At 61.2% G+C, this 24,767-nt stretch carries 20 protein-coding genes and 1 pseudogene; 13 read left to right on the top strand and 8 right to left on the bottom strand.

The window, feature by feature from the left end:
• The first annotated feature begins 272 nt into the window (after positions 1–272).
• The 3 genes from EA797_RS16430 (at position 273) to EA797_RS16420 (ending at position 2,081) form a co-directional block, all read left to right on the top strand.
• Positions 273–821 (top strand): cupin domain-containing protein, encoded by a 549-nt coding sequence (locus EA797_RS16430; protein ID WP_122167136.1) that lies wholly within the window; start codon positions 273–275, stop codon positions 819–821.
• A gap of 162 nt (positions 822–983) precedes the next feature.
• Positions 984–1,406 (top strand): c-type cytochrome, encoded by a 423-nt coding sequence (locus tag EA797_RS16425; RefSeq protein WP_122167134.1) that lies wholly within the window; start codon positions 984–986, stop codon positions 1,404–1,406.
• 156 nt (positions 1,407–1,562) lie between these two features.
• Entirely contained in the window at positions 1,563–2,081 is a 519-nt protein-coding gene (locus EA797_RS16420; RefSeq protein WP_122167132.1) for a cupin domain-containing protein, read from the top strand.
• A 12-nt stretch (positions 2,082–2,093) separates the two neighbouring features.
• Here the strand turns inward: EA797_RS16420 and xpt are convergent, their stop codons facing one another.
• The 4 genes from xpt to EA797_RS16400 all read right to left on the bottom strand — a co-directional run bounded on the left by xpt (position 2,094) and on the right by EA797_RS16400 (position 6,612).
• Positions 2,094–2,666, bottom strand: a complete 573-nt coding sequence (gene xpt, locus EA797_RS16415) for a xanthine phosphoribosyltransferase (protein ID WP_122167130.1) — start codon at positions 2,664–2,666, stop codon at positions 2,094–2,096.
• 190 nt (positions 2,667–2,856) lie between these two features.
• A complete protein-coding gene (locus EA797_RS16410) occupies positions 2,857–3,447 on the bottom strand; it encodes a 3-keto-disaccharide hydrolase (RefSeq protein ID WP_122167128.1) in 591 nt (196 codons plus the stop codon).
• Positions 3,448–3,454: 7 nt separating this feature from the next.
• Positions 3,455–5,074, bottom strand: coding sequence for an alpha-amylase family protein (locus EA797_RS16405; RefSeq protein ID WP_122167126.1), 1,620 nt, complete (start codon positions 5,072–5,074; stop codon positions 3,455–3,457).
• A gap of 2 nt (positions 5,075–5,076) precedes the next feature.
• On the bottom strand, positions 5,077–6,612 hold the full coding sequence (locus tag EA797_RS16400) for an alpha-amylase family glycosyl hydrolase (RefSeq protein WP_122167124.1): 1,536 nt from the start codon (positions 6,610–6,612) through the stop codon (positions 5,077–5,079).
• Positions 6,613–6,794: 182 nt separating this feature from the next.
• Here EA797_RS16400 and gap point away from each other — a divergent pair, with 182 nt between their 5' ends.
• The 5 genes from gap to EA797_RS16375 all read left to right on the top strand — a co-directional run bounded on the left by gap (position 6,795) and on the right by EA797_RS16375 (position 12,536).
• Positions 6,795–7,811 carry a type I glyceraldehyde-3-phosphate dehydrogenase gene (gene gap, locus EA797_RS16395; protein WP_122167122.1) on the top strand — a complete coding sequence of 339 codons (1,017 nt, stop codon included), beginning with the start codon at positions 6,795–6,797 and terminating at the stop codon, positions 7,809–7,811.
• A 13-nt stretch (positions 7,812–7,824) separates the two neighbouring features.
• Positions 7,825–8,436 (top strand): cyclodeaminase/cyclohydrolase family protein, encoded by a 612-nt coding sequence (locus tag EA797_RS16390; RefSeq protein WP_122167387.1) that lies wholly within the window; start codon positions 7,825–7,827, stop codon positions 8,434–8,436.
• A gap of 395 nt (positions 8,437–8,831) precedes the next feature.
• Entirely contained in the window at positions 8,832–9,998 is a 1,167-nt protein-coding gene (locus tag EA797_RS16385) for an iron-containing alcohol dehydrogenase (protein WP_122167120.1), read from the top strand.
• Positions 9,999–10,002: 4 nt separating this feature from the next.
• Positions 10,003–11,505 carry a CoA-acylating methylmalonate-semialdehyde dehydrogenase gene (locus EA797_RS16380; protein WP_122167118.1) on the top strand — a complete coding sequence of 501 codons (1,503 nt, stop codon included), beginning with the start codon at positions 10,003–10,005 and terminating at the stop codon, positions 11,503–11,505.
• 266 nt (positions 11,506–11,771) lie between these two features.
• Positions 11,772–12,536, top strand: a complete 765-nt coding sequence (locus EA797_RS16375) for an IclR family transcriptional regulator (protein ID WP_122167117.1) — start codon at positions 11,772–11,774, stop codon at positions 12,534–12,536.
• Positions 12,537–12,721: 185 nt separating this feature from the next.
• Here EA797_RS16375 and rep read toward each other — a convergent pair whose 3' ends face one another.
• Positions 12,722–14,731, bottom strand: a complete 2,010-nt coding sequence (gene rep, locus EA797_RS16370; protein WP_122167115.1) for a DNA helicase Rep — start codon at positions 14,729–14,731, stop codon at positions 12,722–12,724.
• 261 nt (positions 14,732–14,992) lie between these two features.
• Between rep and EA797_RS16365 the strand changes: the two genes are divergently transcribed.
• Positions 14,993–16,630 carry a putative bifunctional diguanylate cyclase/phosphodiesterase gene (locus EA797_RS16365; protein ID WP_122167385.1) on the top strand — a complete coding sequence of 546 codons (1,638 nt, stop codon included), beginning with the start codon at positions 14,993–14,995 and terminating at the stop codon, positions 16,628–16,630.
• Between the two features lie 36 nt (positions 16,631–16,666).
• Here the strand turns inward: EA797_RS16365 and EA797_RS16360 are convergent, their stop codons facing one another.
• The 3 genes and pseudogenes from EA797_RS16360 to EA797_RS16350 all read right to left on the bottom strand — a co-directional run bounded on the left by EA797_RS16360 (position 16,667) and on the right by EA797_RS16350 (position 20,651).
• Positions 16,667–18,634, bottom strand: a complete 1,968-nt coding sequence (locus EA797_RS16360) for a BCCT family transporter (protein ID WP_122167113.1) — start codon at positions 18,632–18,634, stop codon at positions 16,667–16,669.
• Positions 18,635–18,855: 221 nt separating this feature from the next.
• A pseudogene (locus EA797_RS16355) lies at positions 18,856–20,356 on the bottom strand (YifB family Mg chelatase-like AAA ATPase).
• 31 nt (positions 20,357–20,387) lie between these two features.
• Positions 20,388–20,651: an accessory factor UbiK family protein gene (locus EA797_RS16350; RefSeq protein ID WP_122167383.1), complete on the bottom strand. Its 264-nt coding sequence runs from the start codon at positions 20,649–20,651 to the stop codon at positions 20,388–20,390.
• Between the two features lie 396 nt (positions 20,652–21,047).
• Here EA797_RS16350 and glnK point away from each other — a divergent pair, with 396 nt between their 5' ends.
• From glnK to EA797_RS16330, 4 genes are all read left to right on the top strand, one after another.
• Positions 21,048–21,386, top strand: a complete 339-nt coding sequence (glnK, locus tag EA797_RS16345; RefSeq protein WP_003096476.1) for a P-II family nitrogen regulator — start codon at positions 21,048–21,050, stop codon at positions 21,384–21,386.
• Between the two features lie 107 nt (positions 21,387–21,493).
• Positions 21,494–22,810, top strand: a complete 1,317-nt coding sequence (locus tag EA797_RS16340) for an ammonium transporter (RefSeq protein ID WP_122167112.1) — start codon at positions 21,494–21,496, stop codon at positions 22,808–22,810.
• A gap of 120 nt (positions 22,811–22,930) precedes the next feature.
• Positions 22,931–24,184, top strand: coding sequence for an ammonium transporter (locus tag EA797_RS16335; protein ID WP_122167110.1), 1,254 nt, complete (start codon positions 22,931–22,933; stop codon positions 24,182–24,184).
• 97 nt (positions 24,185–24,281) lie between these two features.
• Complete coding sequence (locus EA797_RS16330) at positions 24,282–24,707, top strand: secondary thiamine-phosphate synthase enzyme YjbQ (RefSeq protein WP_122167108.1); 426 nt, start codon at positions 24,282–24,284, stop codon at positions 24,705–24,707.
• Positions 24,708–24,767: the final 60 nt, after the last annotated feature.

Below are 24,767 nucleotides of genomic sequence, written 5' to 3'. Positions count from 1 at the left end.
GGGGTGGTAAACGTCCTGTTCCCACAACCAGTCCTCAGCAGACTGGGGAATTTGGATTTCGATCCAGCGTCGGCAAATTAGCCGGCTGCCTCTCGTTCGAGCATGAGCCGAACGGTTGATTCTCTACATGGCCCATCCAGTAAGAGCTGCAGAGCCCGTAGATGCAGGGGGTTAGCAGGCAAGACGTCATTTCATCCCGGTGTGTTGAAAATTCTGAACGCCCTCGCCATCATAGCGGCCTCTGCTATCGCTCTTGATTGGGGGCTCCCGTATTGGACGTCGGTGTTCGACTGCAAACCATTCGTAAACTCAAGGGCCTGTCCCAGCGCGAACTCGCCAAACGTGCAGGCGTCACCAACAGCACAATTTCCATGATCGAGAAGAACAGCGTTAGCCCCTCGATCAGTTCGTTGAAAAAGGTGCTCAGCGGCATCCCCATGTCGCTCGTCGAATTCTTTTCTCCCGATTTCGAGCAGGACAGCGATACCCAGGTGGTCTACAAGGCCGGTGAGCTGATCGATATTTCCGACGGTGCGGTCAGCATGAAACTGGTTGGCAAGGCCCATCCGGGACGGGCCATCGCCTTTCTGACGGAAACCTATCCGCCTGGCTCTGATACGGGCACCGACATGCTGGCTCACCAGGGGGAGGAGGCCGGGATGCTGGTCGAAGGGCGTCTGGAGCTGACAGTGAGCGGCCAGACCTATGTGCTCGAGACGGGGGATAGCTACTATTTCGAAAGCAGCAAGCCACACCGATTCCGTAACCCGTTCGACGCACCTGCCCGGCTGATCAGCGCGACCACGCCGGCTAATTTCTAAGCGCTTTATTGCGGGCAGGCCGTGCCGGACTCCGCTGCGACAAAGCGTCGCTGAGGATGGGCGGGCCATTCGTATTGTTTCGGCGGACATGGCTTGCCGTTATACTGATCGCCGCTCGCGATACCGTGGCCGCGGGCGTGTCTAGCCACATGAGGGTATAAGGTGAACCTGATTAAGAAGATCCTGGTAGCACAGACTGCCGTATTGGCCCTGTGGGCAGTGAGCGCTCAGGCTGCGACCAACGACGATATCGCCGAGCGACTCAAGCCGGTGGGTAATGTATGTATTCAAGGCGAGGAGTGCGCTGCTGCTGGCGGTGCGACTGCTGCCGCAGGCGGCGCTGCTCGCAGCGGTTCCGATGTGTACGGCAAATTCTGCACTGCCTGCCACGGTTCCGGCCTGCTGAATTCGCCGAAGACCGGTGATAGCGCTGCCTGGACTGCGCGTGCAGATGCCGCGGGTGGGCTGGATGGTCTGCTCAAGCATGCCATCAGTGGCATCAACGCCATGCCGCCGAAAGGCACATGTGCTGACTGCTCGGATGACGAGCTGTTGGATGCCATCAAGCATATGTCCGGCCTGTAACAAGCGCCCTCAAGCGCACGCCGGTCAAGACAAAGCCGCCTTCGGGCGGCTTTGTCGTTTCTGGAGGGAGTAAAGCCGCTCGGTGCCGGGTCGAAACTTGCAACTCCCTTCCCGAGGACTTCATTGCTGAGCCCTCGGCATGTCGATGAGGTGCCCATGCACAGTTCCGCCCCGCAACCCGAGCAGCTGCATTTTTCCAGCGATGGTCGTACGCCGAACAGCTCTCACCCGGTGCTGGTTTACCGACAGCTGCCATTGGCCGGTAACGACTATGCCAGCGCGTTCGAGAATCTTTTCAATAGCCATCTGTGGCCGGCGCAATGGCGAGCAGGAGTCTATGACTATCACCACTACCACTCCACTGCGCATGAGGTGCTTGGCGTATCACGTGGTTCGGCACGACTGATGCTGGGTGGCGAGCGCGGTCAGGAAGTGGAGGTGAGTGCGGGGGATGCGCTGGTGCTGCCTGCCGGCACTGGGCATTGCCAGCTCAGCGCCAGTGAGGATTTCGAGGTGGTCGGTGGTTATCCGATGGAGCAGCAATACGATCTGCTGCGCCCGGATGAAAGCAGCCACGATGAGGCTCGGATGCGCGCGCAGCGGGTCAGCGTGCCGGTAAGTGATCCGGTTGCCGGCACCCAGGGCGCGCTGGTCAGCCTTTGGCGTAACGAGTAGAGCGAGCGGCGTTTACTCGACGAAAACCACCTCACCGTCGCTAAGCGCGGCAACGCGGGCCAGAGATTCGACGCGAAAGCCTGCTTCCTCCAGTTCCTGGCGTCCGGCCTGGAATGATTTCTCGATCACGATGCCGAGCCCGGCGATGCTCGCGCCGGCCTGCTGGATGATCGAGATAAGCCCTTTGGCTGCCTTGCCATTGGCCAGAAAATCGTCGATGACGAGCACCCGATCACTGGGTGACAGGTGATTGGTGGAAATGGCAATGGTGCTTTCGACCTGCTTGGTAAACGAATACACGGAGGCCGTCAGCAGGTGATCGGTCAGCGTCAGGGACTGATGCTTGCGGGCGAAGATCACTGGCACACCCAGCTCCAGGCCGGCCATGATCGCGGGCGCGATGCCCGAGGCTTCGATGGTGACGATCTTGGTGATGCCGTCGTTGCGGAACCGGCGGGCGAATTCCTGGCCGATCTGCTGCATCAGCACGGGGTCGATCTGGTGGTTCAGAAATGCATCGACCTTGAGCACGCGGTCGGAGAGTACGATGCCTTCATTGCGGATCTTCTGTTTCAGCTGTTCCACGAACGCGCTACCTCAAGCGTGGGCGGCCGGGTTCACCTGACGAATCAGAGGTCGAAAAGCCAGCTGGGCGCTGCGCCGTAGTGGCGAGCGCCCAGCTCGTTTCAATCCAGCATCCGTTCGTCACTGCTTTCCGCAGCCTGGAAAGCCGCGCATTCTCGCCTAATTCCATGCGCGGGTCCAAGTGGACCGTTCAGTCCGGTGTTTCTATCGACAGGCGGCGGAAGCGCGCAGCCTCGCCATGATGTTGCAAGACGATGTGACCTTCATCCGCCCGGGCAAAGCGCGGGTAATTGCTGAATTTGCTCGTGGCGATGCGTTTGCGTAACGCTTCGTCGTTCAGCCCGTAGCGAAGTACAAGACGCCCGTTCAGCCAGTGCTCGACCTCACCATTGTGAACGCTGAGCGCGGCTTCGACGAACTGATCGGGTATCAGCTGGGTGTCCGCATCCGGCGGTAGCAGCCCATAAAGCGCACCGTTACGGGTGCTGGGTACGCAGCCATCGGGATGACCCTGATCATCGAGCAGCTGCAGTTCCGGGCCGCTGTGCCAGCTCAGCTCAACATCTTCCTGAACGTGATAGAACACGCCCGAGTTGCCCGCATAAGGCAGGGCGAACTCGAAGCGCAACCTGAAGTTGCGATAACGCTCCAGCGAGACCAGGTCGATTCGCTGCGTGCCGGCAACGGCATGCAGCTCATCGCCCTCCAGTTGCCAGCAGCAGTCGGGAAAGCTGTCGCCGTGCCAGGCGCGCCATTGCGATGCATCGAGTTGTCGGATCATAGGCCAGTCATCCGAACAGCTGCTGCTTGCGCCGCAACCAGCGGTAGCCATACGGCCCCAGTTTCAACTCCAGGGGTGAGCCTTCTGGCTGCCCGTAGTCGCAGTCGGCAAGTACATCGACCATGTCCTGAAGATCGTCTGCGGTGATCTTCACGGTCGTTTCCTTGTCGGCAAGATTGACCAGCATCAGCACGGTCGATCCATTGTCATGGCGGATTGCGAACACCGCCGGATCATCCACTTCGACGGTTGTGCGCTTGCCGATGCCAATCTCGCGCAGGCCGATGCGGGTGCGGATCATGTTGCCGGTGCGCGCCATCAGTGAGTCGCTACGCAGGGTCTGGGCGAACACGTTGATCTTTTCGTAGGCAAACGGCCCTTCGTCGATCACCGGTGCGGCCAATTCACCGGTGGTGCAGGAGAATCCGGCGTTGGGTTCATTGGACCACTGCATCGGTGTACGTACGGCCAGCCGCTCAGGGCGATCGAGGTCGTCGCCCATTCCGATCTCCTCGCCATAGCGGATGATCGGCGTGCCGGGCAGCGAGAAGAGCAACGCATGGGTCGCGGCGATGCGTCGCTCATCGCCGTCGAGCATCGGCGCGAGACGTCGACGAATGCCGCGGTTGTACGCGCGCATGTTCTCGTCAGGGGCGAAGGTGTCCATCACCTCCTTGCGCTCATCCTCTTCCAGCCGGTCTAGGCTCAGCTCGTCGTGGTTGCGGATCCACAGCGCATATTGCGAATGGCTCGGAGGCAGCGGCTGGCTGTTCAGCGCACGGGCCAGAGGCTCGGCCTGCTGTCGTGCCAGAGACAGGAACAGGTGGTTGTTGGTCCAGAAGTCCAGCAGCAAAGTAACGCGATCGGCTTCGTCGCCGAAGTATTCGACGTACTTTTCCGGGTCGGTGTCGATCTCGCCCAGCAGCACGGTTTCAGGCCGTCGCATGGTCACGAAGTCGCGCATGTGCTCGAGCAGCCAGTAGCCCTTTTCCAGTTCGCCGCCGCCTGCCTGACGCACCATGTGCACCGCGGCGTCGATGCGGAAACCGGAAACGCCCAGGCGCAGCCAGAACGACATGATCCGCTCGATCTCGTGGATGACCCGCGGGTTGGTCAGGTCCAGATCCGGCTCGTGCTTGTAGAACAGATGACGGTAGTACTGGCCGGCTTCTTCATCCCAGGTCCAGATGCTGTCTTCGACCGTCGGGAAAATCGGCTCCATGAAGTCGTCGGGCTCGTCGGCCCATATGTAGTAGTCGCGGTAGGGCGACTCTCTGTCGCGGCGCGCCTCCTGAAACCATTTGTGCTGGATGGAGGTGTGCTGCACTACCAGCTCGATGATGACGTGCAGGCCCAGCTCTTCGGCCTTCTCCAAAAGCGCGACGATGTCGGCAAGATCACCGAAGCGTTCGTCCACCTGCAGATGATCGGTGATGTCGTAGCCGGCATCCTCGAACGGCGACTGGTAGAACGGCATCAGCCAAACGGCGGTGCAGCCGAGGCCACGAACGTAGTCGAGCCGTTCGGTGATGCCGCGCAGGTCGCCGCAGCCGTCGCCGTTGCTGTCACGAAACAGAGTGGGGTCGATCTGATAGATCGCCGCGTTGCGGTACCAGAGTGGACGCATGCTCAGTTCTCCATTGGGCGCAGCACGACGGCCTGCCTTGGGTTAAGGGTGCCGTTGTAGGGATCGCCTTCACCGATACCGTCGCTGGCGATCTCGACATGCCAGTCGCCAGCGTGCGGGTGAGCGTGGGGCTGATCCGAGAAGTTGATGCAGACCAGCCGCTGATCGCAGCCGAAATGCCGACGGTAGGCGAGCACCTCGGGGTGCGATGGCAATTCTTCGAAGTCGCCGTGATGCAGCGCCGGGCTGGCCTTGCGGGCGGCAAGCAGGCGCTGGTAGAGCGCGAACATGGAGTTCGCTTCACCAGTCTGCCGCTCTGCCGCCAGCTCGTTGGCTTCAGGCGGGAAGGGCAGCCAGGGTCCTGCACCTTGCCAGCCATGTGGCGGTTCGGCCTGCCAGGGAATCGGGGCGCGGCAGCCATCGCGGCCGCCCGGATCGATGCGCGCCTCATCGCCGATATGCGCATCCTCCAGGCCCAGTTCTTCGCCTTGGTAGATGAACGGGGTGCCGCGCAACGTCAGCAACAGCACCGCAGCCGCTCGTGCGGATCGCTCGGAACCTTGATAGCGGCTGCGCTGGCGCACGTTGTCGTGATTAGACAACACCCAGGTCGGCCAGGCACCGGCGGGTTGCAGCCAGTGCTCGACCTCGCGGATGCAGGTGCGAAACATGACCGGATCCCAGGGCGCGTCGAGGGGGTTGAAGTTGAAGGCCAGATGCAGCTCGTCGCCAGCGCCGTAGTACTGCAGCACGCGCTCGGTGGAGCGGATGTTCACCTCGCCCACCAGCATGCGGTCGCCAGGATAGCTGTCGACGAGCTTGCGCAGGCCGCGCAGGACTTCGTGGCTGTAAGGCTGATCGTTGAAGTCCGACAGCGGCTGGCCGGCCTGGCAGCGCGGGTCATCGGCGAAGCTCGGGTCCTTTCCGGTGCAGTGGATGACGTCGATGCGAAAGCCGTCGATGCCGCGGTCGAGCCAGAAGCGCAGCACGGCGTGCATGGCCTCGACCACCTCGGGGTTGCGCCAGTTGAGGTCCGGCTGCTTGGCGAGGAACAGATGCAGGTAGTACTGCTGAGTGTGCTCGTCCCAGGTCCAGGCGCTTCCGGCGCCCAGCGCGGCACGCCAGTTGTTCGGCTGGTCGCGCCAGATGTACCAGTCGCGCTTGGGGTTGTCTCGCGAACTGCGCGACTCGACGAACCAGGGATGCTCATCGGACGTGTGATTGGGCACGAAATCCAGCAGCACACGGATACCACGGACGTGGGCTTCGGCGATAAGCCGGTCGATATCGTCCAGCGAACCGAATAGCGGGTCGATATCGCAATAGTCGCTGATGTCGTAGCCGGCATCGGCCATTGGCGAGCGGAAGATCGGCGACAGCCACAGCGCATCGACGCCTAGCGCCTGCAAATGATCGAGATGGCGAAGTACGCCGTTGAGGTCCCCGATGCCATCGCCATTGCTGTCGGCAAAGGAGCGCGGGTAGATCTGATAGACGGTCGCGCCTTTCCACCACGGTGCCTGGGTCGTCTCGCTCATGCTTCACACCCCCGATTTGTCGCAGTTTCCGGCCGAAGCTGAACGGCCGCTCTGTTAGGTTTACGACTGACAAGCGGCACCTGGGTTCGCCATTTTGTTGATCCGGGTCGGTACGCCATGAACGTAGGCGCGGATACTCCGCCTAAGCTAACAACTGATTCCAACCCTCCGAGGAGAATTGCATGCTACGTATTGCCATCAACGGGTATGGGCGTATCGGTCGCGCCGTCGTACGAGCGCTGTTCGAGCGTGGACTGCAGGATCAGGTTCAGGTCGTTGCCATCAACGACCTGAGCGACCACAAAACGCTGGTGCACCTGACGCGTTTTGATTCGACCTTTGGTCGCTTTCCCGAACCAGTGGAGCTGGACGGTGAGTCCATGGTGGTGCGCGGCCAGTCGATCCGCCTGCTCGCCGAGCGGGAGGCGACCAAGCTGCCCTGGAAGGAGCTGGGCGTGGATGTGGTGCTCGAATGCACCGGCAAATTCAAGAAGCGCGAGTTGGTCGAGCAGCACCTGCAGGCCGGTGCCAGCCGGGTGTTCGCATCGCACCCGCTCGATGGTGCCGACCTGACCGTCGTATATGGCGTGAACCACCAGCTGCTGAGCGATCAGCGGATCATTTCCAATGCGTCCTGCACTACCAACTGCCTGGCACCACTGGCCAAGGTGCTGCACGAAGCCGTGGGCATTCGTCAGGGGCTGCTCAATACCGTGCACTCCTACACCAATGATCAGAACCTGCTCGATAAAGCGCACAAGGATCTTTACCGGGCGCGTGCCGCCGGGCTTTCGATGATCCCTTCCACCACTGGCGCGGCCAAGGCCATCGGCCTGGTGCTGCCGGAGCTCTCTGGCCGGCTGGACGGTCTTTCCGTTCGGGTGCCGACGCCGAATGTCTCGCTGGTGGACCTGACTTTCGTTGCCGAAAACCCACCGGAAAGCGTCGAGGCGATCAATCAGATCCTGCGCGAAGGTGCGCAGAAGATGCCGGACGGGGTCATGGAATGTAACGAGGAAGCGCTGGTGTCCTGCGACTTCAACGGTTATCCGGCTTCTTGCGTAGCGGACCTCAGCCAGACTCGCGTGCAGGGCGAGCTGGTCAAGGTGATGGCCTGGTACGACAACGAGTGGGGCTTCTCCAACCGCATGCTCGACGTCCTGTTGCACTGGGGCGATGGCACCGCCCAAGCCAGCTGATCGGCTCGCCTGGATGAGCGATGACGGGAGCGTCTGGACGCAACGGTTGGATGGTTTTCGGGCGGCTACGGCTGCCCGTCAACCAACGCCCGGTTGCGGCGCGGCGGCAGCAGTCACGGCTGACATAGGCCTTGCGCTGGTCTTGAAGGGGCTGCGTATCAGCGAGGCCCACGACTCGGACCCGGTTAGGCTCCAGCTGCTGCAGGCGGCGGAATCGCTGTTGGGCCGGCCGGGCGCTTTCGCCGACGATGACGTTCAGGCCTTCCGCGATTTTTTGGACGCTGCCCGAGCAGGCGAGCCGGAGCAGAAACGGGCGGCCTCTCGGCAAGCCTGCGCCGTGCCGCTGGCCCTGGCGCACTGCTGCCTGGAGGCGCTCGAGCTTGCCGTCAAAGCCTGGCCACTTACCGATACAAACGTGCAAAGCGACGCTCAGGCCGGTGCTGTGCTCATCCATTCGGGGCTCAGCGCTGCATTGATCAATGTCGATGCGGACATGGGGAGCCTTGATGACCCTACCGCCCGCGAACAAGCCGCGCAGACTCGCAGGCGCTTGCAGGATGAGGGGGATGGTCTGCTGAAGCGTCTGCGCGATCGGGTTATGGGCGATGTCCCCGGCTCTGCCTGATCAATCTCGCGTCGCCAATATCCAATGAGTCTGCGGCTTCATCTCTGCGCGCGGCGGAGATGATCGCCAGCAAGCTGGCTCCTACGAAAAGCAGGTTCCACGCGCCAGAGTCATACCCCCAGTCTTGGTAGGAGCCAGCTTGCTGGCGATCCGGTCCCACTCCCTCGTCACGACCGTCTCGGTTCCAGTCGGCCCTGTCCTAAAATCCATAACGAGAAAAATCGTCTCGTTATAGTTTGCGCTTTCGAGCGTTGTTTTCTAGTCTCAAGACCACCTGAGGCGAACGTCTCTCAATCGAGACCTGATGTCTCCTCATGCAATCCGTTCGCGTGGCGTATCGCTCGACAGGCTTTGGACCTGTCCCAAGCGCATCGCGAACCCTACCGGAGCGCACCATGAGCAATCGCATCGTCCTGCCGCGCCTGATGGAAGTCGGCGCTGGCGCCGTTCAGCAGATCGTTTCCGTGCTGCAGAACCTAGGCTGCAAACGCCCGCTGATCGTCACTGATCGAATGATGGTCGAACTGGGCTACGTCGCCCGAATCAGCGAGATCCTGACAAAGGCCGACATCCCCAGCGACTGCTTTGCCGATACCTTGCCTGAGCCGACCGCGGCATCGATTCGTGCCGGCGTCGAGATGGTTCGCCAGGGCGATTACGATTCGATCATCGCGCTTGGTGGCGGCAGCCCCATCGATTCAGCCAAGGCCATCGGCATCCTTGGGAAGTTTGGCGGCGAGATGCGCGACTACCGCTTCCCGCGCGATGTCAGCGAAGCCGGCCTGCCGCTGATCGCGATTCCAACGACAGCCGGTACCGGCTCCGAAGCTACGCGCTTCACCATCATCACCGACGAAACCAGTGACGAGAAAATGCTCTGCGCCGGCCTTGGCTTCATGCCGGTCGCTGCGCTGATCGACTACGAGTTGACTCTGTCGCTGCCACCGCGGGTGACCGCCGACACCGGTATCGATGCGCTGACCCACGCGATCGAGGCCTATGTCAGCCGCAAGGCCAGTCTCTACAGCGACGCACAGGCGTTGCAAGCCATGCGTCTGCTGGCACCCAACCTGCGTTCGGCCTACCACGAGCCGGCCAATCGCCAGGCTCGTGAGGCAATGATGCTCGGGGCAACGCTCGCCGGCATCGCCTTCTCCAACGCATCGGTGGCATTGGTACATGGCATGAGCCGGCCGATCGGAGCGTTCTTCCATGTGCCGCACGGGCTGTCGAATGCCATGCTGCTGCCTGCGATCACTGCATTCTCGATTCCCGCCGCACCTGAGCGCTATGCCGAGTGCGCACGTGCCATGGGCGTCGCCGGCGAAGGCGACAGCGTCGAAATAGCTAACCACAAGCTGCTGAACGAACTCCGTGCAATCAACGAAGAGCTACAGGTGCCCAGCCCCGAGCAGTTCGGCATCACCCGCGAGCGTTTCTTCGAACTGCGCGAAACTATGGCGAAGCAGGCACTGGCCTCCGGCTCACCGGGTAACAACCCGCGTGTGCCCACGGAAGCAGAAATCATCGACCTTTACGAAACCGTCTGGAACCAGGAGTGAGCTCATGCAGACCCTCGGCAATCTGATCAACAACGAGGCCGTCGCTGGCCGCTCCGAACGGCACGCAACCGTCTATAACCCGGCCACGGGAGAGCCGCGTTTCTACGTCTCGCTGTCTTCGGCAGACGAAACCCGCGAGGCCATCGCAGCTGCTCAGGCCGCGTACGAAGGCTGGGCAAAGACGCCGCCGCTGGTGCGCGCTCGCGTCATGTTTCGTTTCAAGGCGCTGCTCGAAGAGCGTCGCGACGACGTGGCGCGGCTGATCTCGCTGGAGCACGGCAAGGTGTTCTCCGATGCGCAGGGTGAAGTCACTCGTGGCCTGGAAGTGGTGGAGTTTGCCTGCGGTATTCCGCATCTGCTCAAGGGCGAGTTTTCACCCAACGTCGGGCGAGACATCGATTCAAACTCGCTGATGCAGCCGCTGGGCGTCTGCGTCGGCATAACGCCATTCAACTTTCCGGCGATGGTGCCTCTGTGGATGCTGCCGGTGGCCATCGCCTGCGGCAATACATTCGTCCTCAAGCCTTCCGAGAAGGACCCGAGCGCGACCATGCTGCTCGGCGAGCTGCTGGCCGAGGCCGGACTGCCGGCGGGCGTGCTGAACATCGTCAATGGCGATAAGGAGGCGGTGGATGTGCTGCTGACTGACGAGCGCGTGCAGTCGGTGAGCTTCGTCGGCTCGACGCCCATCGCCGAATACATCTATACGACTGCTTCGGCACACGGCAAACGCTGCCAGGCCCTGGGCGGCGCGAAGAACCACATGGTGATCATGCCCGACGCCGATCCGCAGCAGGTAGTGGGCTCGCTGATGGGCGCCGCATACGGCTCGGCCGGCGAGCGCTGCATGGCGATTTCAGTGGCAGTCTGCGTAGGCGACGAGGTAGCGGATAACCTGGTCCAGATGCTCAAGGCCGAGATCACGCAGATGCGAGTCGGACCGGGTACCGGCGTCGAGCCTGAGCCGCACATGGGGCCGTTGGTCACACGCGAGCATCAACAGAAAGTATCCGGTTACATCGACCTGGGCGTTGAAGAGGGCGCAACCTTGGTCTGTGATGGCCGCGGGCTTCAGGTCGAAGGCTACGAGAACGGGTTCTACGTCGGCCCAACGCTGTTCGATCGGGTGACGCCTGAGATGCGCATCTACAAGGAGGAAATCTTCGGTCCGGTGTTAGCTGTGGTACGCGTCAAATCTTTCGATGAAGCGTTGAAGCTGGTCAACGATCACGAGTTCGGCAACGGCACCTCGATCTTCACCCGTGACGGCGACACTGCGCGTCAGTATGAGGAAGAGGTCAAGGTCGGTATGGTCGGGGTCAACGTGCCGATTCCGGTGCCAATGGCCTTCTACTGCTTTGGCGGCTGGAAGCGCTCGATCTTCGGCCCGCTGAACATGCATGGTCCGGATGGCGTGCGCTTCTTCACCCGAATGAAGACTGTGACCCGCCGCTGGCCGACTGGCATTCGTGCTGGCGCGGATTTTTCCATGCCGACAATGAAGTAGGGCTGGGCTCCGCCGGCTTATCGTAGGGAACCAGCTGCTGACGATCGGGCAACGGTGATCGCCGGCAAGCTGGCTCCTAAAATGCGCTGCGCTGTAGGGTGGGCCGTACGGCGTTCCGCTTCAGACCACAGATGGCTGAAGCCAACCCTACAGGGGCCTGGGCCGCATCACTTGAGCGGTTTGCGGCTGACCTGTCTCGGACCGCTGCTACACGTGCAGGTTGCCAAACACGCACCTGTTCATCTTCATCAATCACAAGGCAAACGATGCGCAGCACTTCCCGTGAAAAAGGCTCATCAATTACCCGCGTGCTTGAAATCATCGAGGCCGTGGCGAGCGCAAAGGAACCGCTTACCCCCAGTGCATTGGCGGACAAGCTGGACATCCCCAAACCCAGCGCACATCGCCTGGTGCAGACGCTGGAGAAGGAAGGTTTTCTCCAGTTCGGCCTAAAGGGGGGGCTGTTACCGGGTGATCGGCTTCACGCGACGGCGGTGAACATTCTGGGCAGTGGCCGGCACAAGGCGCTGCGTCAGGCGATATTGCGTCAGCTGTCTGATGAGATAGGCGAAACCTGCGGCCTTTCGGTGCCAGATGGCCTGGACATGCTGTATTTCGATCGGGTGCAAACCAACTGGCCACTGCAAATCAACCTGCCCATCGGCAGCCATACACCGCTCTGGTGTACGGCAAGCGGCAAGCTGTATCTCGCTTCGCTGCCGAACGATCAGCTGGAGCGGATCCTGCCGCGCCTGCCGATTCGGCAGATGGCGCGCAACACCTTTACCGAGCTCAGCGCACTGCGTGATGATCTGGCGCGGATTCGGGAGGAAGACCTGGCCACCGATACGGAAGAGTTCATCGACGGCATGGTCGCCTGCGCCGTACCGGTGCGCGGTGGCCGTGGCGAGTTGACCGCCTGCCTGTTCACCCATGCGCCGGTGATTCGCTGTCGCATGGAGCAATTGCTTGAGTTCGTGCCACGTCTGCGCGCGGCAGCAAGGGAGCTGGAGTCAATCGTCAGCGGCTGAAGGAGACGTGGTGTAGCCAGCGTAGGGTGGATGACGCTCTTTTCATCCACCGTGATCCCGCTCAGTGAGTCGCCGCCTCACGAATTGGTGGAGCGCCACCCGGTGCCGTCGCCCGGTGGATCGGTGGATCGGTGGATCGGTGAAGCGTGATCCACCCTACGTCAGCTTGAGCCGCTAAGGCTTTGCTACTTCTTCAACATTGCCCGCATGGCGGCCAGTGCGTCGTTACCACGCGCAGCCTTGACCTCCACCGGTGCGTCTTCCTGGCCTTCCCACTCAAGGTCCTCCTGCGGTAGTTCGTCGAGGAAACGGCTGGGCATGCATTCGATGATTTCGCCGTACTGCTTGCGTTTGGCGGCAAAAGTCATTGCCAGGTTCTGCCGTGCGCGGGTGATGCCGACGTAGGCCAGGCGGCGCTCTTCCTCGATGGTGTCGGCCTCGATGCTTGATCGGTGCGGAAGGATTTCCTCCTCCATGCCAAGGATGAACACGTACGGAAACTCGAGGCCCTTGGATGCATGCAGCGTCATCATCTGCACGCCATCGGCGCCTTCTTCCTCTTCCTGCTGACGTTCGAGCATGTCGCGCAGAACCAGTTTGGCGATGGCCTCCTCGATGGTCATCTCGCCTTCTTCGTCCTTCTCCAGCGTGTTCTTCAACGCATCGATGAGGAACCAGACGTTGCCCATGCGGAAGTCCGCCGCCTTGTCGCTGGAGGTCTGCTGGCGTACCCATGTCTCGTAGTCGATGTCCATGACCATGCTGCGCAGGGCGGCGATGGGGTCGTTCTGCGCGCATTGCTGGCGCAGGTTGTCCATGTAGCGTTTGAAGCGGGACAGGCGATCGGTGAAGCGGCTGTCGAGGTGTTCCCCCAGGCCCATTTCATCGCAGGCTGTGTACATCGAGATTTTTCGGGCGGTGGCGTAGTTGCCGAGCTTTTCCAGGGTGGTCGAGCCGATCTCCCGGCGCGGTACGTTGATCACCCGCAGGAAGGCGTTGTCGTCGTCCGGATTGACCAGTAGGCGGAAGTAGCTCATCAGGTCCTTCACTTCCTGACGGGCGAAGAAGCTGGTGCCGCCCGACAGGCGATAGGGGATCTGGTGGTGCTGCAGCTTCAGCTCGATCAGCTTTGCCTGGTAGTTGCCACGGTAGAGGATGGCGAAATCGCTATAGGGCCGCTGGGTCTTGAGGTGCAGCGTGAGAATCTCCATCGCCACTCGCTCGGCCTCGGCCTCCTCGTTGCGGCAGCGGATGACCCGTATCGCGTCGCCGTGCCCCATTTCGGACCACAGCTGCTTCTCGAAGGCGTGCGGGTTGTTGGCAATCAGCACGTTGGCGCACTTGAGGATACGGCTGGTGGAGCGGTAGTTCTGCTCCAGCATCACCACCTTAAGCGAGGGGAAGTCGTCCTTCAGCTGCATCAGGTTTTCCGGCCGTGCGCCGCGCCAGGCGTAGATCGACTGGTCGTCGTCGCCGACCACGGTGAAGTGCGCGCGCTCCTGAACCAGCAGCTTCACCAGCAGGTATTGGCTGGCGTTGGTGTCCTGATACTCGTCCACCAGCATGTAGCGGACCTTGTTGCGCCACTTCTCCAACACCTCAGGATGGTCCTGGAACAGCTTGACCGGCTGCATGATGAGGTCGTCGAAATCCACCGCGTTGTACGCCTTGAGCGTGCGCTGGTAGTGCGTATAGACGATTGCGGCAGTCTGTTCCTTCGGGTTGCGCGCATTGGCCAGCGCTTCTTCAGGAACGATCAGGTCATTCTTCCAGCTGCCGATGTAGCCTTTGATTTCGTCCACGCCGTCATCACCGGCGTATTCCTTCTGCATGATGTCCGTCAGCAGCGCCTTGATGTCACCCTCATCGAATATTGAAAAGCCGGGCTTGTAACCCAACTTGGCGTATTCCTTGCGAATGATGTTCAGGCCCAGGTTGTGAAAGGTCGAGACCGTCAGGCCCCGACCCTCTCCGCCGCGCAGCAGGCTGCTGACGCGTTCCTTCATTTCGCGGGCGGCCTTGTTGGTGAAAGTCACGGCGACGATGTACTGCGCGCGGATTCCGCATTGCTGGATGAGGTAGGCGATCTTGCGGGTGATCACGCTGGTCTTGCCGGAACCGGCGCCGGCGAGCACCAGCATGGGGCCGCCGACGTAGTTCACGGCTTCCTGCTGCCGGGGATTGAGTCGGGACATCGTCGTTTGGTCTGTCGAAACGGGGGCGAGAGTTTAACAGGGCTGGGCCGTCGAATTGGGATCGGTAGGCGGTTGCAACTACCGGTCGTCGCCGGCGAGGCTGGGTTATGCGGCGCAATGCTCTAGTCTATGCGCCGACGCCCGCTTTAGGCCGCTCGGCCTGTCGTCCCGCTTCACACAAGGAGGTGTACTTCAAGGTGGTTGCTCACCTTACTGCTCCGCACGAATCGGTGAACAAAAGTGACATCGTCCGTTAAATCTATCCGGCTGGTTCTGCTCGCTGAAGAACCGGCGTGGCGCGAGCACCTGCAGGCCGCGCTCAATGCTCTTCCGACCCCGCACCAGCTTTTCGTTGCAGACAATTGGGCTGCAGCCAACGCCTACCTGGTTGAATCTGGATTCAACCTGCTGCTTACCACGCCTCGGTATCGTCCGGAGTCCGGGCGCTTTCCCTGGCCCACGGTATTGCTGGTTGAGCAGGATCCGGCCGAGCTGCCAGAGGGTGCCATCGACTGGTTGGTCGGTCCGCAGCTGGTTCCCGAGTTGCTGCGGCGATGTCTGCACTACGCCCGGGAACGCTGCCACCTGCAGAGTATTCTCCAGCGTCTCAGCGTTCAGGACCCTTTGACTGGCATAGCCAACCGCCAGGGCTTTCAGGCTCACATGGCTACCGAGCTGTTGGCTCACGACGGCGATGAGCTGGTGCTGGGCATACTGGATCTGGACAACTTCCGCAGAGTCAACGATGCGCTCGGCCACCAGGCGGGTGATCGCTTGATCGTACAAGTTGTGGCGCGATTGAAGGCGAAGCTGGAGGTTGGAGACCGGCTCGGTCGGCTCGGCGGCGACGAGTTTGCTTTGCTACTGGACGCCTCCACCCCCGGACGCGCAGAACGTCTTGCTGATCAACTGATGGAGTCGCTTGCCGAGCCCTACTGGATCGACGGTGAAAGCCTGATGCTTGGTTGCAGCCTGGGTCTGGCGCGCGCCAAGGCCGATACCGATGCCGACCAATTGCTATGGCTGGCGCAGATCGCCATGCGCCACGCCAAAGCCAGCCAGGGTTGCACCTGGTACCTGTATAACGAGCGCGTCAACCGCAGTGCCGGAAGCCTTGCCGACCTCGAGGGCGAGTTGCGCCGTGCGTTGCGCCGGGATGATCTGGAACTGCATTACCAGCCGAGGCTGTGCATCGAAACAGGGCGTATCGTCGGGATCGAAGCGCTGGTGCGCTGGCGACATGCCGAGCGTGGGCTGCTGGCACCAGACGAGTTCATTCCGATGGCGGAGGAGAGCGGGCTTATCGTGCCGCTGGGTTACTGGGTGATCTCGCGGGCACTGCGTGACATGCAGAGTTTGCGCGAGGACGGCGCCGGTGAACTGCACATGGCGGTCAACCTGTCATTTCGACAGTTCCAGGACAACCAGTTGCTGTCTACGCTTGAACGGCTGATCCATGAGCGCGGAGTGGACCCGCACTGGCTGGAGTTCGAGCTTACCGAGACGGCGGTCATGCGCCGCAGCGATCAGGTACGCGGCACCATGAACGCCCTGGCGGCGCTCGGCGTTCGCTTCTCGCTGGATGATTTCGGCACAGGGTTTTCCTCATTCGTGCATCTGAGTCGCTTGCCCATCAGCTTGTTGAAGATCGACAAGAGCTTCGTTGACAAGATGAACACCCTCCCGCAGAACGGTCGCCTGGTCCGAGCGATGATCAGCCTGGCGCATGAGCTGGGTCTGGAAGTCGTGGCTGAAGGGGTCGAAGGTCCCGCTCAGCTTGGCCAGCTGCGACGGTTCGGTGCCGATCAGGTGCAGGGTTATCTGATCAGCAAGCCACTGCCCCTGGCGGAGCTTGGCCGTTTCCTGGCCGAGGGCCGTGAGGCCCACGCCAGTGCTTGACTGGATGCGCCGGGTATTGCGCCCGGCGCATGGCGGTTACCGGACCATATGCAGGAAGTGCATGTGCTTTTCGTACTGGTCGAGGATATCGCCGATCACGCCTTCCCGGCTCCAACCCATCACGTCGTAGTTCTGGCCGCCTTCCTTGAGATGCACTTCGGCTCGGAAGTAGGTGGGCTCGTCGCCATCGCTCTCGGTCGCGACGAAACTCGGCATCGGATAGCCACGCGGGCGAACCTGATAGATGAAGTCCGGCGCCCCTTCATGGGTGATCTGCAGCCCGGTACGGTGGTCCTCACCCGAAGTCAGCTCCACGTCGTAACCCTGCTTGCGCAGCTCTTCGGCGACTGCCGCGCAGGCTGGGCTGGCGACCTGATCGATGAATCGCTCTACGTCAGGGTTGCGCGGGTACTTGGTCAGATTCAGCACACGTCGGCGCCAGCCACCTTCGGACTGGGGAGCAGTGGGTGTTGTGCTGAGAGACTGATAACGCAACCCCTGCTTGGTGGCATCGACGCGTAGTGCCTTGAGCAACCCCCACATGGCGCAAAGCAGCACGAGCGTGAACGGCAATGCACTTGCGATGGTCGCGGTTTGCAAAGCCTTCAGCCCGTCGGCGAGCAACAGCGCAATGGCCACTGCGCCCATGGTGCCGGCCCAGAAGATGCGCTGCCAGACAGGTGTCTGACCCTGGCCTCCGGACGCAAGCATGTCCACCACCAGTGCGCCCGAGTCGGCCGAAGTCACGAAGAACACCACCACCATGATGATTGCGATAAGCGACAACAGCGAGGCAAAGGGGAAGTGCTCGAGAAACGCAAACAGCGCCAGAGAGCTGTCTCGCTCGATGGCCGCGCCTAAGCTCTCGACGTGGTCCCAGAGAATCATGTGAATGGCCGTATCGCCGAATACCGTCATCCAGAGCAGCGTGAAGGCGGTAGGAACCAGCAACACGCCAGTGACGAATTCGCGGATCGTGCGGCCGCGGGAAATGCGAGCGATGAACAGGCCCACAAAGGGCGACCAAGCCAACCACCAGCCCCAGTAGAACAGCGTCCAGCCGCCGATCCAGTCATTTGGCTCGTAGGCATAAAGGTTGAATGTAGCCGCGACGATTTCGGAGAAGTAATTGCCGGTGTTCTGCACGAAGGTTTGCAGAATGAATACGGTGGGGCCAGCGACCAGCACCAGTAGCAACAGCAGCACGGCCAAGCCGAGGTTCAGCTCGGACAGGCGACGCACGCCCTTGTCCAGTCCGGTGACCACCGAAACGGTGGCCAACAGGGTGGTGCCTGCAATCAGACCAATCTGCACCGGTACCGAGATGGGCAGGCCATAAAGATGGTTCAGGCCGGTGTTGATCTGGGTGACACCCAATCCCAGCGAAGTCGCGACACCGAGCACCGTGCCGATGATGGCGAAGATGTCCACGGCATGCCCAATGGGACCGTAGATGCGTTCGCCGATCAATGGGTATAAAGCTGAACGCAGGGTCAGTGGAAGGTCATGGCGATAGCTGAAGTACGCCAGGATCATCGCTACGATGGCGTAGATGGCCCAGGCATGCAGGCCCCAATGAAAAAAGGTGATCTTCATGGCCTCGCGTGCTGCCGCTGCGGTGCCGCCTTCACCCACCGGAGGCGAGAGGAAGTGCATCACCGGTTCGGCGACACCGAAGAACATCAGGCCGATCCCCATGCCTGCTGAAAACAGCATCGAGAACCAGGTCAGGTTGTTGTAAGCAGGCTCGCTGTGGTCCGGACCGAGCTTGATTTCCCCATATCGGCTGAAAGCCAGCAGCACGACCATCATCAGGATGATCGCTACGGCGAGAATGTAGAACCAGCTGACATGGCCGATGATCCACGCCTGGACGTCACTGAACAGGCTCTGTGCATGTTCCGGAGTGACGACGCTGTAGAACACCAGTGCGAGAATCAGAACGGCTGAGCCGTAGAAAACGGGGGGGTTGAGGGTGGGAGAAGAAGACTTGTTGGCCTCCATGCTGCGCTCCTTGGATTGCCTATTAGGGAGTGGCCGCCTGTGGCGAAGAGGACGTAACCTAACATAATGGTCAGGTTTAGACCGGATCGTTCGGCCTCGACGCCAGGCAGGGTCAGGTCTGAGACCGCCGCAACGCGCAGGTTGCAGCACGCTATCTCACAAATTCGCGACGACCGACCCCGGCAATGCCTAGCTGATTGTCTTCTTCTCAGCGTTTCGGTTCAGTTGCTCTGGCTCGCTGGGCGGTATTGCAGCGCCTCGGCCAGATGAGCACGGCCGATGGATTCGGCTTGCTGGAGATCGGCCAAGGTGCGTGCGACCTTCAGAATCCGGTGTGCGGCGCGCAGCGATAGCCCGAGTCGTTCGCACGCTCTCTCCAGCCATGACTGATCCTCAGGCAGCAGCTGGCAGTGGCTGCGTAGGCCAGTCAGGTCGAGAAAGGCATTGGCGCAGCCTTGGCGCTGCAGCTGAATGCGCCGCGCTTCGGCTACCCGTTCAGCAACAAGCTGCGTTGTTTCATTACCGGCCAGCGGGGCATTGAGAGCGGTGGCTTCGCGTGCGACGGTCAGGTGCAGATCGATACGATCGAGCAAGGGCCCGGACAGCTTGCCGCGGTAACGCTGTATCTGATCCGGCGAGCAGCGACAGCGACCGCTAGGATCGCCCAGGTATCCGCAAGGGCAGGGGTTCATCGCCGCAACCAGCTGGAACCGCGCTGGGAACCTGACCTTGTCCCGCGCACGCGCTATCACGATACAGCCGGACTCCAGCGGCTCACGAAGCACCTCCAGTACCTTGCGGTCGAATTCGGGCAGCTCGTCCAGAAACAGCACGCCTTGATGCGCCAGGGTGATCTCGCCGGGGCGCGGTCGACTGCCGCCGCCCACCAGCGCTGGCCCCGATGCACTGTGATGGGGCTGCCGAAATGGCCGCTGCGGCCAGTTTTCCAATGGCGACTGACTGGCTACCGACTGTATGGCCGCGACTTCCAGCGCTTCCTGTTCCTCCAGCGGAGGCAGCAGACCCGGCAGACGGCTGGCCAGGAGAGTCTTGCCGGTCCCGGGCGGCCCTGAAAAAAAGCAGGTTGTGCGCCCCGGCCGCGGCAACCAGCAAACCGCGCTTTGCCGCCGCCTGACCCTGTACGTCCGCAAGGTCAGGATAGGGCAGGACTTGGCGAAGCAGCCCTTGCGCTTCGAACGGTGCGATGGGGGATACGCCATTGAAGTGTGCAGCGACTTCGAGCAGGTGGTCCGCCGCGTATACCACCAGACCTGATGCCAGGCTGGCTTCTTCGGCGTTAGCCTTCGGCACCAGCAACGCCCGACCGGCTTTGCGAGCGGCCAGCGCGGCCGGCAATACGCCCTGGACAGGTCGTAGCGCACCGGACAGCGCCAATTCGCCGAGGCATTCGAGACTGTCCAGGCGATCCCCTGGAATCTGGGCACTGGCAGCGAGAATGCCGAGCGCGATCGCAAGATCGAAGCGGCCGCCGTCTTTCGGCAGGTCAGCCGGGGCGAGATTCAGCGTGATGCGGCGGGCGGGGAAATCGAAGCCGGAGGTTAGGATCGCGCTGCGCACGCGATCCTTGCTTTCCTTTACTGCCGTTTCCGGCAAGCCAACCAGCGCGAGCGAAGGCAGGCCATTGGCGAGGTGCGCCTCCACCGTCACGGTGGGCGCTTCGACGCCGACCTGGGCGCGGCTGTGAACAATTGCAAGGGACATCCGATCACTCCTTTGATCGTTGCCGCCGGGTTTATTCGGTGGCGGGTGGCGTCAGCTTTTCTTCCAGTTCGGCGACCTTGGCCTCGAGTGCTTCGAGACGGGCACGGGTGCGAGCAAGGACGACCATCTGTGTATCGAACTCTTCGCGGCTGACTACGTCGAGCTTGCTCAGCGCGCTCTGCACGATGCTTTTGAACTGAGCTTCGATATCAGCGCGAGGCAGGGGTGTTTCACCGTTGAACAGGCGCGAGGCCTGGGAGCCGATGGCGTCGAGAAAAGCTTTGGGCGGAAACATGCTGATCACCTGTGTTCTGAGCGGCGGGCAGTGTAGCACGCTCACTGAACCGGCCTTTTCAGGACCAGTGCCCATTTGCGGGCACCTGATGGCGGCGGCACGCACCATATTGGTGCTTCATTTGACCGCTGGTCCAATGCCGTCCGTTCTACAGTGACTACGCGGCGCGCCAGATCGGGCGTTTCAAAAGATTGGCATCGTTTCTGCTTGGCTCATCCTGACGCATGCACCGACAGGTTGCGGTGCATAGGCGATTCGGGACGTTTCGTCGGATCGGTTGATGGTGTCGGATGGTCGCTCGGCAATGCCGGCGCGTTACAAGAGCCAGACACTGCGCTTAGACTTGGGCCGGGTTCGTACTTCTGGGGCAAGTCCACCTAAACGGGAGAAGTTTTCATGAAACTAGTCACTGCCATCATCAAGCCGTTCAAGCTGGATGACGTACGCGAGTCGCTGTCCGAAATCGGCGTTCAGGGCATCACGGTCACCGAGGTCAAGGGCTTCGGTCGCCAGAAGGGCCACACCGAGCTATATCGCGGTGCTGAATATGTGGTCGATTTCCTACCGAAGGTGAAGATCGATGTGGCCATCGCTGATGATCAGCTCGATCGCGTGATCGAAGCCATCACCAAGGCGGCCAACACTGGGAAGATCGGCGACGGCAAAATCTTCGTCGTGAATCTGGAGCAGGCCATCCGTATCCGCACAGGCGAAACCGATACCGACGCAATTTGACGGCCCGACGCGTAGCGAGCGCCTGAAGTTTCGCCACGCGCCGACCTAAAGCTTTGCGATTGCCTGCTTAGCAGGCCTACGAACCCCCACGCCCCAGGAGTAAAACCATGACTCTGCGAAAATTCGCAGGGCTAGGAGCCCTTTTGTCTCTGATAAGTCCAGGCATCGCCTTGGCACAGGAGGCAACGCTTGATTCAGGCGATACGGCATGGATGCTCACAGCGACTGCGCTGGTGCTGTTCATGACGATCCCGGGCCTGGCGCTGTTCTACGGCGGCATGGTCCGTTCCAAGAACATTCTGTCGGTGATGATGCAGTGTTTCGCCATCACTGGCCTGATGAGCATCCTCTGGATGGTCTACGGCTACAGCCTGGCATTCGACACGGCGGGCATGGAAGCGGGTGTCACCAACCTCAATTCCTTCGTAGGCGGCCTTGGGCGGGTGTTTCTCAGCGGCCTGACGCCTGACAGCCTTACCGGCACGGTTCCGGAATCGGTCTTCATCACGTTCCAGATGACGTTCGCCATCATCACCCCGGCGCTGATCGTCGGTGCATTCGCCGAGCGCATGAAATTCTCCGCGATGCTCGTGTTCATGACTGTTTGGTTCACCCTCGTCTACGCGCCGATCGCGCACATGGTCTGGGGCGGCGACGGCGGCCTGATGTGGGATTGGGGCGTGCTCGATTTCGCTGGCGGCACTGTAGTGCACATCAACGCCGGTATCGCAGGGCTCGTAGCGTGCATCGTGCTGGGCAAGCGTAAGGGCTTTCCAACTACCGCGATGGCACCGCACAACCTGGGCCTTACTCTGGTCGGCGCGGCCATGCTCTGGATCGGCTGGTTCGGCTTCAACGCGGGTTCCTCACTGGGCGCCAACGGTACCGCCGGCATGGCGATGCTGGTCACTCAGATCGCCACGGCCGCAGCTGCGCTGGGCTGGATGTTCGCCGAGTGGATGACCCATGGCAAACCCAGCGCTCTGGGCATCGCTTCCGGTGTCGTCGCGGGTCTGGTTGCGGTGACTCCGGCAGCTGGCACGGTCGGCCCCATGGGTGCGCTGATCATTGGCCTGGCATCGGGCGTCATCTGTTTCTTCTGCGCCACCAGCCTCAAGCGCAAGCTCGGTTACGACGATTCTCTGGATGCCTTCGGCGTGCATGGCGTCGGCGGCATCGTCGGCGCGTTGCTCACCGGCATCTTTGCCGCACCGATGCTGGGTGGTTTCGGCGAAGTAGAGAGCATCGGCCTGCAGCTCTGGATCCAGTTCAAGGGCGTGCTCTTCACCGTTGTGTACACCGCGATTGTCACCTTCGTGATTCTCAAGGTGATCGACATGGTCATGGGCCTGCGGGTCAGCGAAGAGGAAGAAACCATCGGCCTTGATCTCAGTTTGCACAACGAACGCGGTTACAACCTTTAAGCACACGGAGTGCGCCCGGAGCCAACCCGGGCGCCTTGATAGGCCGTTCGAAGCTCAGCTGCTTCTGAACGACTGAAACCGAACTGCGCCGGCAGGCGCGACGGAAAAGGTGATAAAAAAATGGATAGCACAGCACTGATACCCGTCCAGTACGGACTCGATACCTTCTACTTCCTCATCTGCGGCGCCCTGGTAATGTGGATGGCAGCTGGTTTCTCAATGCTCGAAGCCGGCTTGGTTCGAGCCAAGAACACAGCTGAAATCCTGACCAAAAACATCGTGCTCTATGCAGTAGCCTCGATCATGTATCTGCTGATCGGTTACTACATCATGTATTCCAGCCCGGACGGCGGCATTCTGCCGAGCCTGGGCTTTTTGATCGGCGATGAGAACGCGGTGGACGTCGTGGCCGCTGGTGGTGAGGACGCACCTTACTACTCGACCCGCGCCGACTTCTTCTTCCAGGTGGTCTTCGCGGCGACCTGCATGTCCGTGGTCTCCGGTGCGGTAGCTGAACGGATGAAGCTCTGGGCCTTCATTACCTTCGCGGTGGTGATGACTGGTTTCATCTACCCGGTGCAGGGCTTCTGGAAATGGGGCGGCGGCTTCCTCGATGCAGCCGGATTCCTGGACTTTGCAGGCTCGGGCCTGGTGCATATGGCGGGCGCTTCGGCTGCCCTCGCTGGTGTGCTGCTGCTAGGCCCCCGTAAGGGCAAATACGGTCCGAACGGCCAGATCAACGCCATTCCAGGCGCCAACCTTCCGTTGGCGACTCTGGGCGCCTTCATCCTTTGGATGGGCTGGTTTGGCTTCAATGGCGGCTCGCAGCTCAAGATGAGCACCATCGAAGACGCCAACGCGGTTGCTCAGGTCTTCACCAACACCAACATGGCTGCTGCCGGTGGCCTGGTTGCGGCGCTGATCACGGCGCGCCTGCTGTTCGGCAAGTCCGACCTGACCATGGTGCTCAACGGCGCGCTGGCAGGGCTCGTAGCCATCACTGCCGAACCATTGACGCCCAGCGCACTACAGTCGGTATTGATCGGTGGTGTGGGCGGCGTGCTGGTCGTGTTCAGCATTCTCGGCCTCGACAAGCTCAAGCTGGATGATCCGGTCGGTGCGATTTCAGTCCACGGTGTCGTCGGCATGTGGGGGCTGCTGGCCGTTCCGCTGACCAATGCCGACGCGACTTTCGGTGCGCAGTTTCTTGGCCTGGTTTCGATCTTCGCCTGGGTATTCATTGCCAGCCTTATCGTCTGGAGCATCATCAAGGCGGTCATGGGGCTGCGGGTGAGCGAAGAGGAAGAATACGAGGGTGTCGACGTCGTCGAATGCGGCCTCGAAGCCTACCCAGAGTTCACCAACAAGCGATGATTCGTCTGCTGTCGACAAGGGCGCCTTCGGGCGCCCTTTGTTTTTTCTGGCACCGCGCTAGAATGCGCTTCGCTCCGGTGGCCAGAGGCGTTCTACGATGTGGCGACAGACGATCATCACCCTGCGGCCTAGACCTCGTGGTTTTCATCTGATTACCGACGAGCTGCTGGCGCAATTACCGGAACTGCAACAATGCCAGACCGGTCTGTTACACCTGTGGCTGCGCCATACATCGGCCTCGCTGACCATCAACGAGAATGCTGACGGTGCGGTCCGGCGAGACTTCGAGCGGTTCTTCAACCGTCTGGTGCCACAGGGTCAGAGTGGATACGAGCATGACTACGAAGGGCCTGATGATCTTCCAGCGCACTTCAAGGCGAGCCTTTTGGGCTGCCAGGTAAGCCTCCCGGTTAGCGAGGGGCGACTGGCATTAGGGACGTGGCAGGGTGTCTATCTGGGGGAACACCGTGATCATGGTGGGTCCAGACAAGTGCTGGCGACATTGCACGGGATGGCAAGTTGAATTTTTTTTGGCGATGGCGAACAAACCACATCGCTGGGCTATAACTTCCGCTTTGGCATG

The sequence above is a fragment of the Stutzerimonas zhaodongensis genome (assembly GCF_003696365.1).
In the GTDB taxonomy this organism is placed as follows: Bacteria; Pseudomonadota; Gammaproteobacteria; order Pseudomonadales; family Pseudomonadaceae; genus Stutzerimonas; species Stutzerimonas zhaodongensis.
This window is presented reverse-complemented; position numbering and strand designations above follow the sequence as displayed.

Bases quoted from the DNA above. Each gene is read 5' to 3' on its own strand.
- rep (WP_122167115.1), bottom strand. From the start codon at position 14,731: ATGTCCCGACTCAATCCCCGGCAGCAGGAAGCCGTGAACTACGTCGGC.
- EA797_RS16385 (WP_122167120.1), top strand. From the start codon at position 8,832: ATGAGCAATCGCATCGTCCTGCCGCGCCTGATGGAAGTCGGCGCTGGC.
- glnK (WP_003096476.1), top strand. From the start codon at position 21,048: ATGAAACTAGTCACTGCCATCATCAAGCCGTTCAAGCTGGATGACGTA.
- EA797_RS16375 (WP_122167117.1), top strand. From the start codon at position 11,772: ATGCGCAGCACTTCCCGTGAAAAAGGCTCATCAATTACCCGCGTGCTT.
- EA797_RS16330 (WP_122167108.1), top strand. From the start codon at position 24,282: ATGTGGCGACAGACGATCATCACCCTGCGGCCTAGACCTCGTGGTTTT.
- EA797_RS16350 (WP_122167383.1), bottom strand. From the start codon at position 20,651: ATGTTTCCGCCCAAAGCTTTTCTCGACGCCATCGGCTCCCAGGCCTCG.
- EA797_RS16420 (WP_122167132.1), top strand. From the start codon at position 1,563: ATGCACAGTTCCGCCCCGCAACCCGAGCAGCTGCATTTTTCCAGCGAT.
- EA797_RS16400 (WP_122167124.1), bottom strand. From the start codon at position 6,612: ATGAGCGAGACGACCCAGGCACCGTGGTGGAAAGGCGCGACCGTCTAT.
- EA797_RS16390 (WP_122167387.1), top strand. From the start codon at position 7,825: ATGAGCGATGACGGGAGCGTCTGGACGCAACGGTTGGATGGTTTTCGG.
- EA797_RS16405 (WP_122167126.1), bottom strand. From the start codon at position 5,074: ATGCGTCCACTCTGGTACCGCAACGCGGCGATCTATCAGATCGACCCC.
- EA797_RS16335 (WP_122167110.1), top strand. From the start codon at position 22,931: ATGGATAGCACAGCACTGATACCCGTCCAGTACGGACTCGATACCTTC.
- EA797_RS16380 (WP_122167118.1), top strand. From the start codon at position 10,003: ATGCAGACCCTCGGCAATCTGATCAACAACGAGGCCGTCGCTGGCCGC.
- EA797_RS16410 (WP_122167128.1), bottom strand. From the start codon at position 3,447: ATGATCCGACAACTCGATGCATCGCAATGGCGCGCCTGGCACGGCGAC.
- gap (WP_122167122.1), top strand. From the start codon at position 6,795: ATGCTACGTATTGCCATCAACGGGTATGGGCGTATCGGTCGCGCCGTC.
- EA797_RS16340 (WP_122167112.1), top strand. From the start codon at position 21,494: ATGACTCTGCGAAAATTCGCAGGGCTAGGAGCCCTTTTGTCTCTGATA.
- EA797_RS16360 (WP_122167113.1), bottom strand. From the start codon at position 18,634: ATGGAGGCCAACAAGTCTTCTTCTCCCACCCTCAACCCCCCCGTTTTC.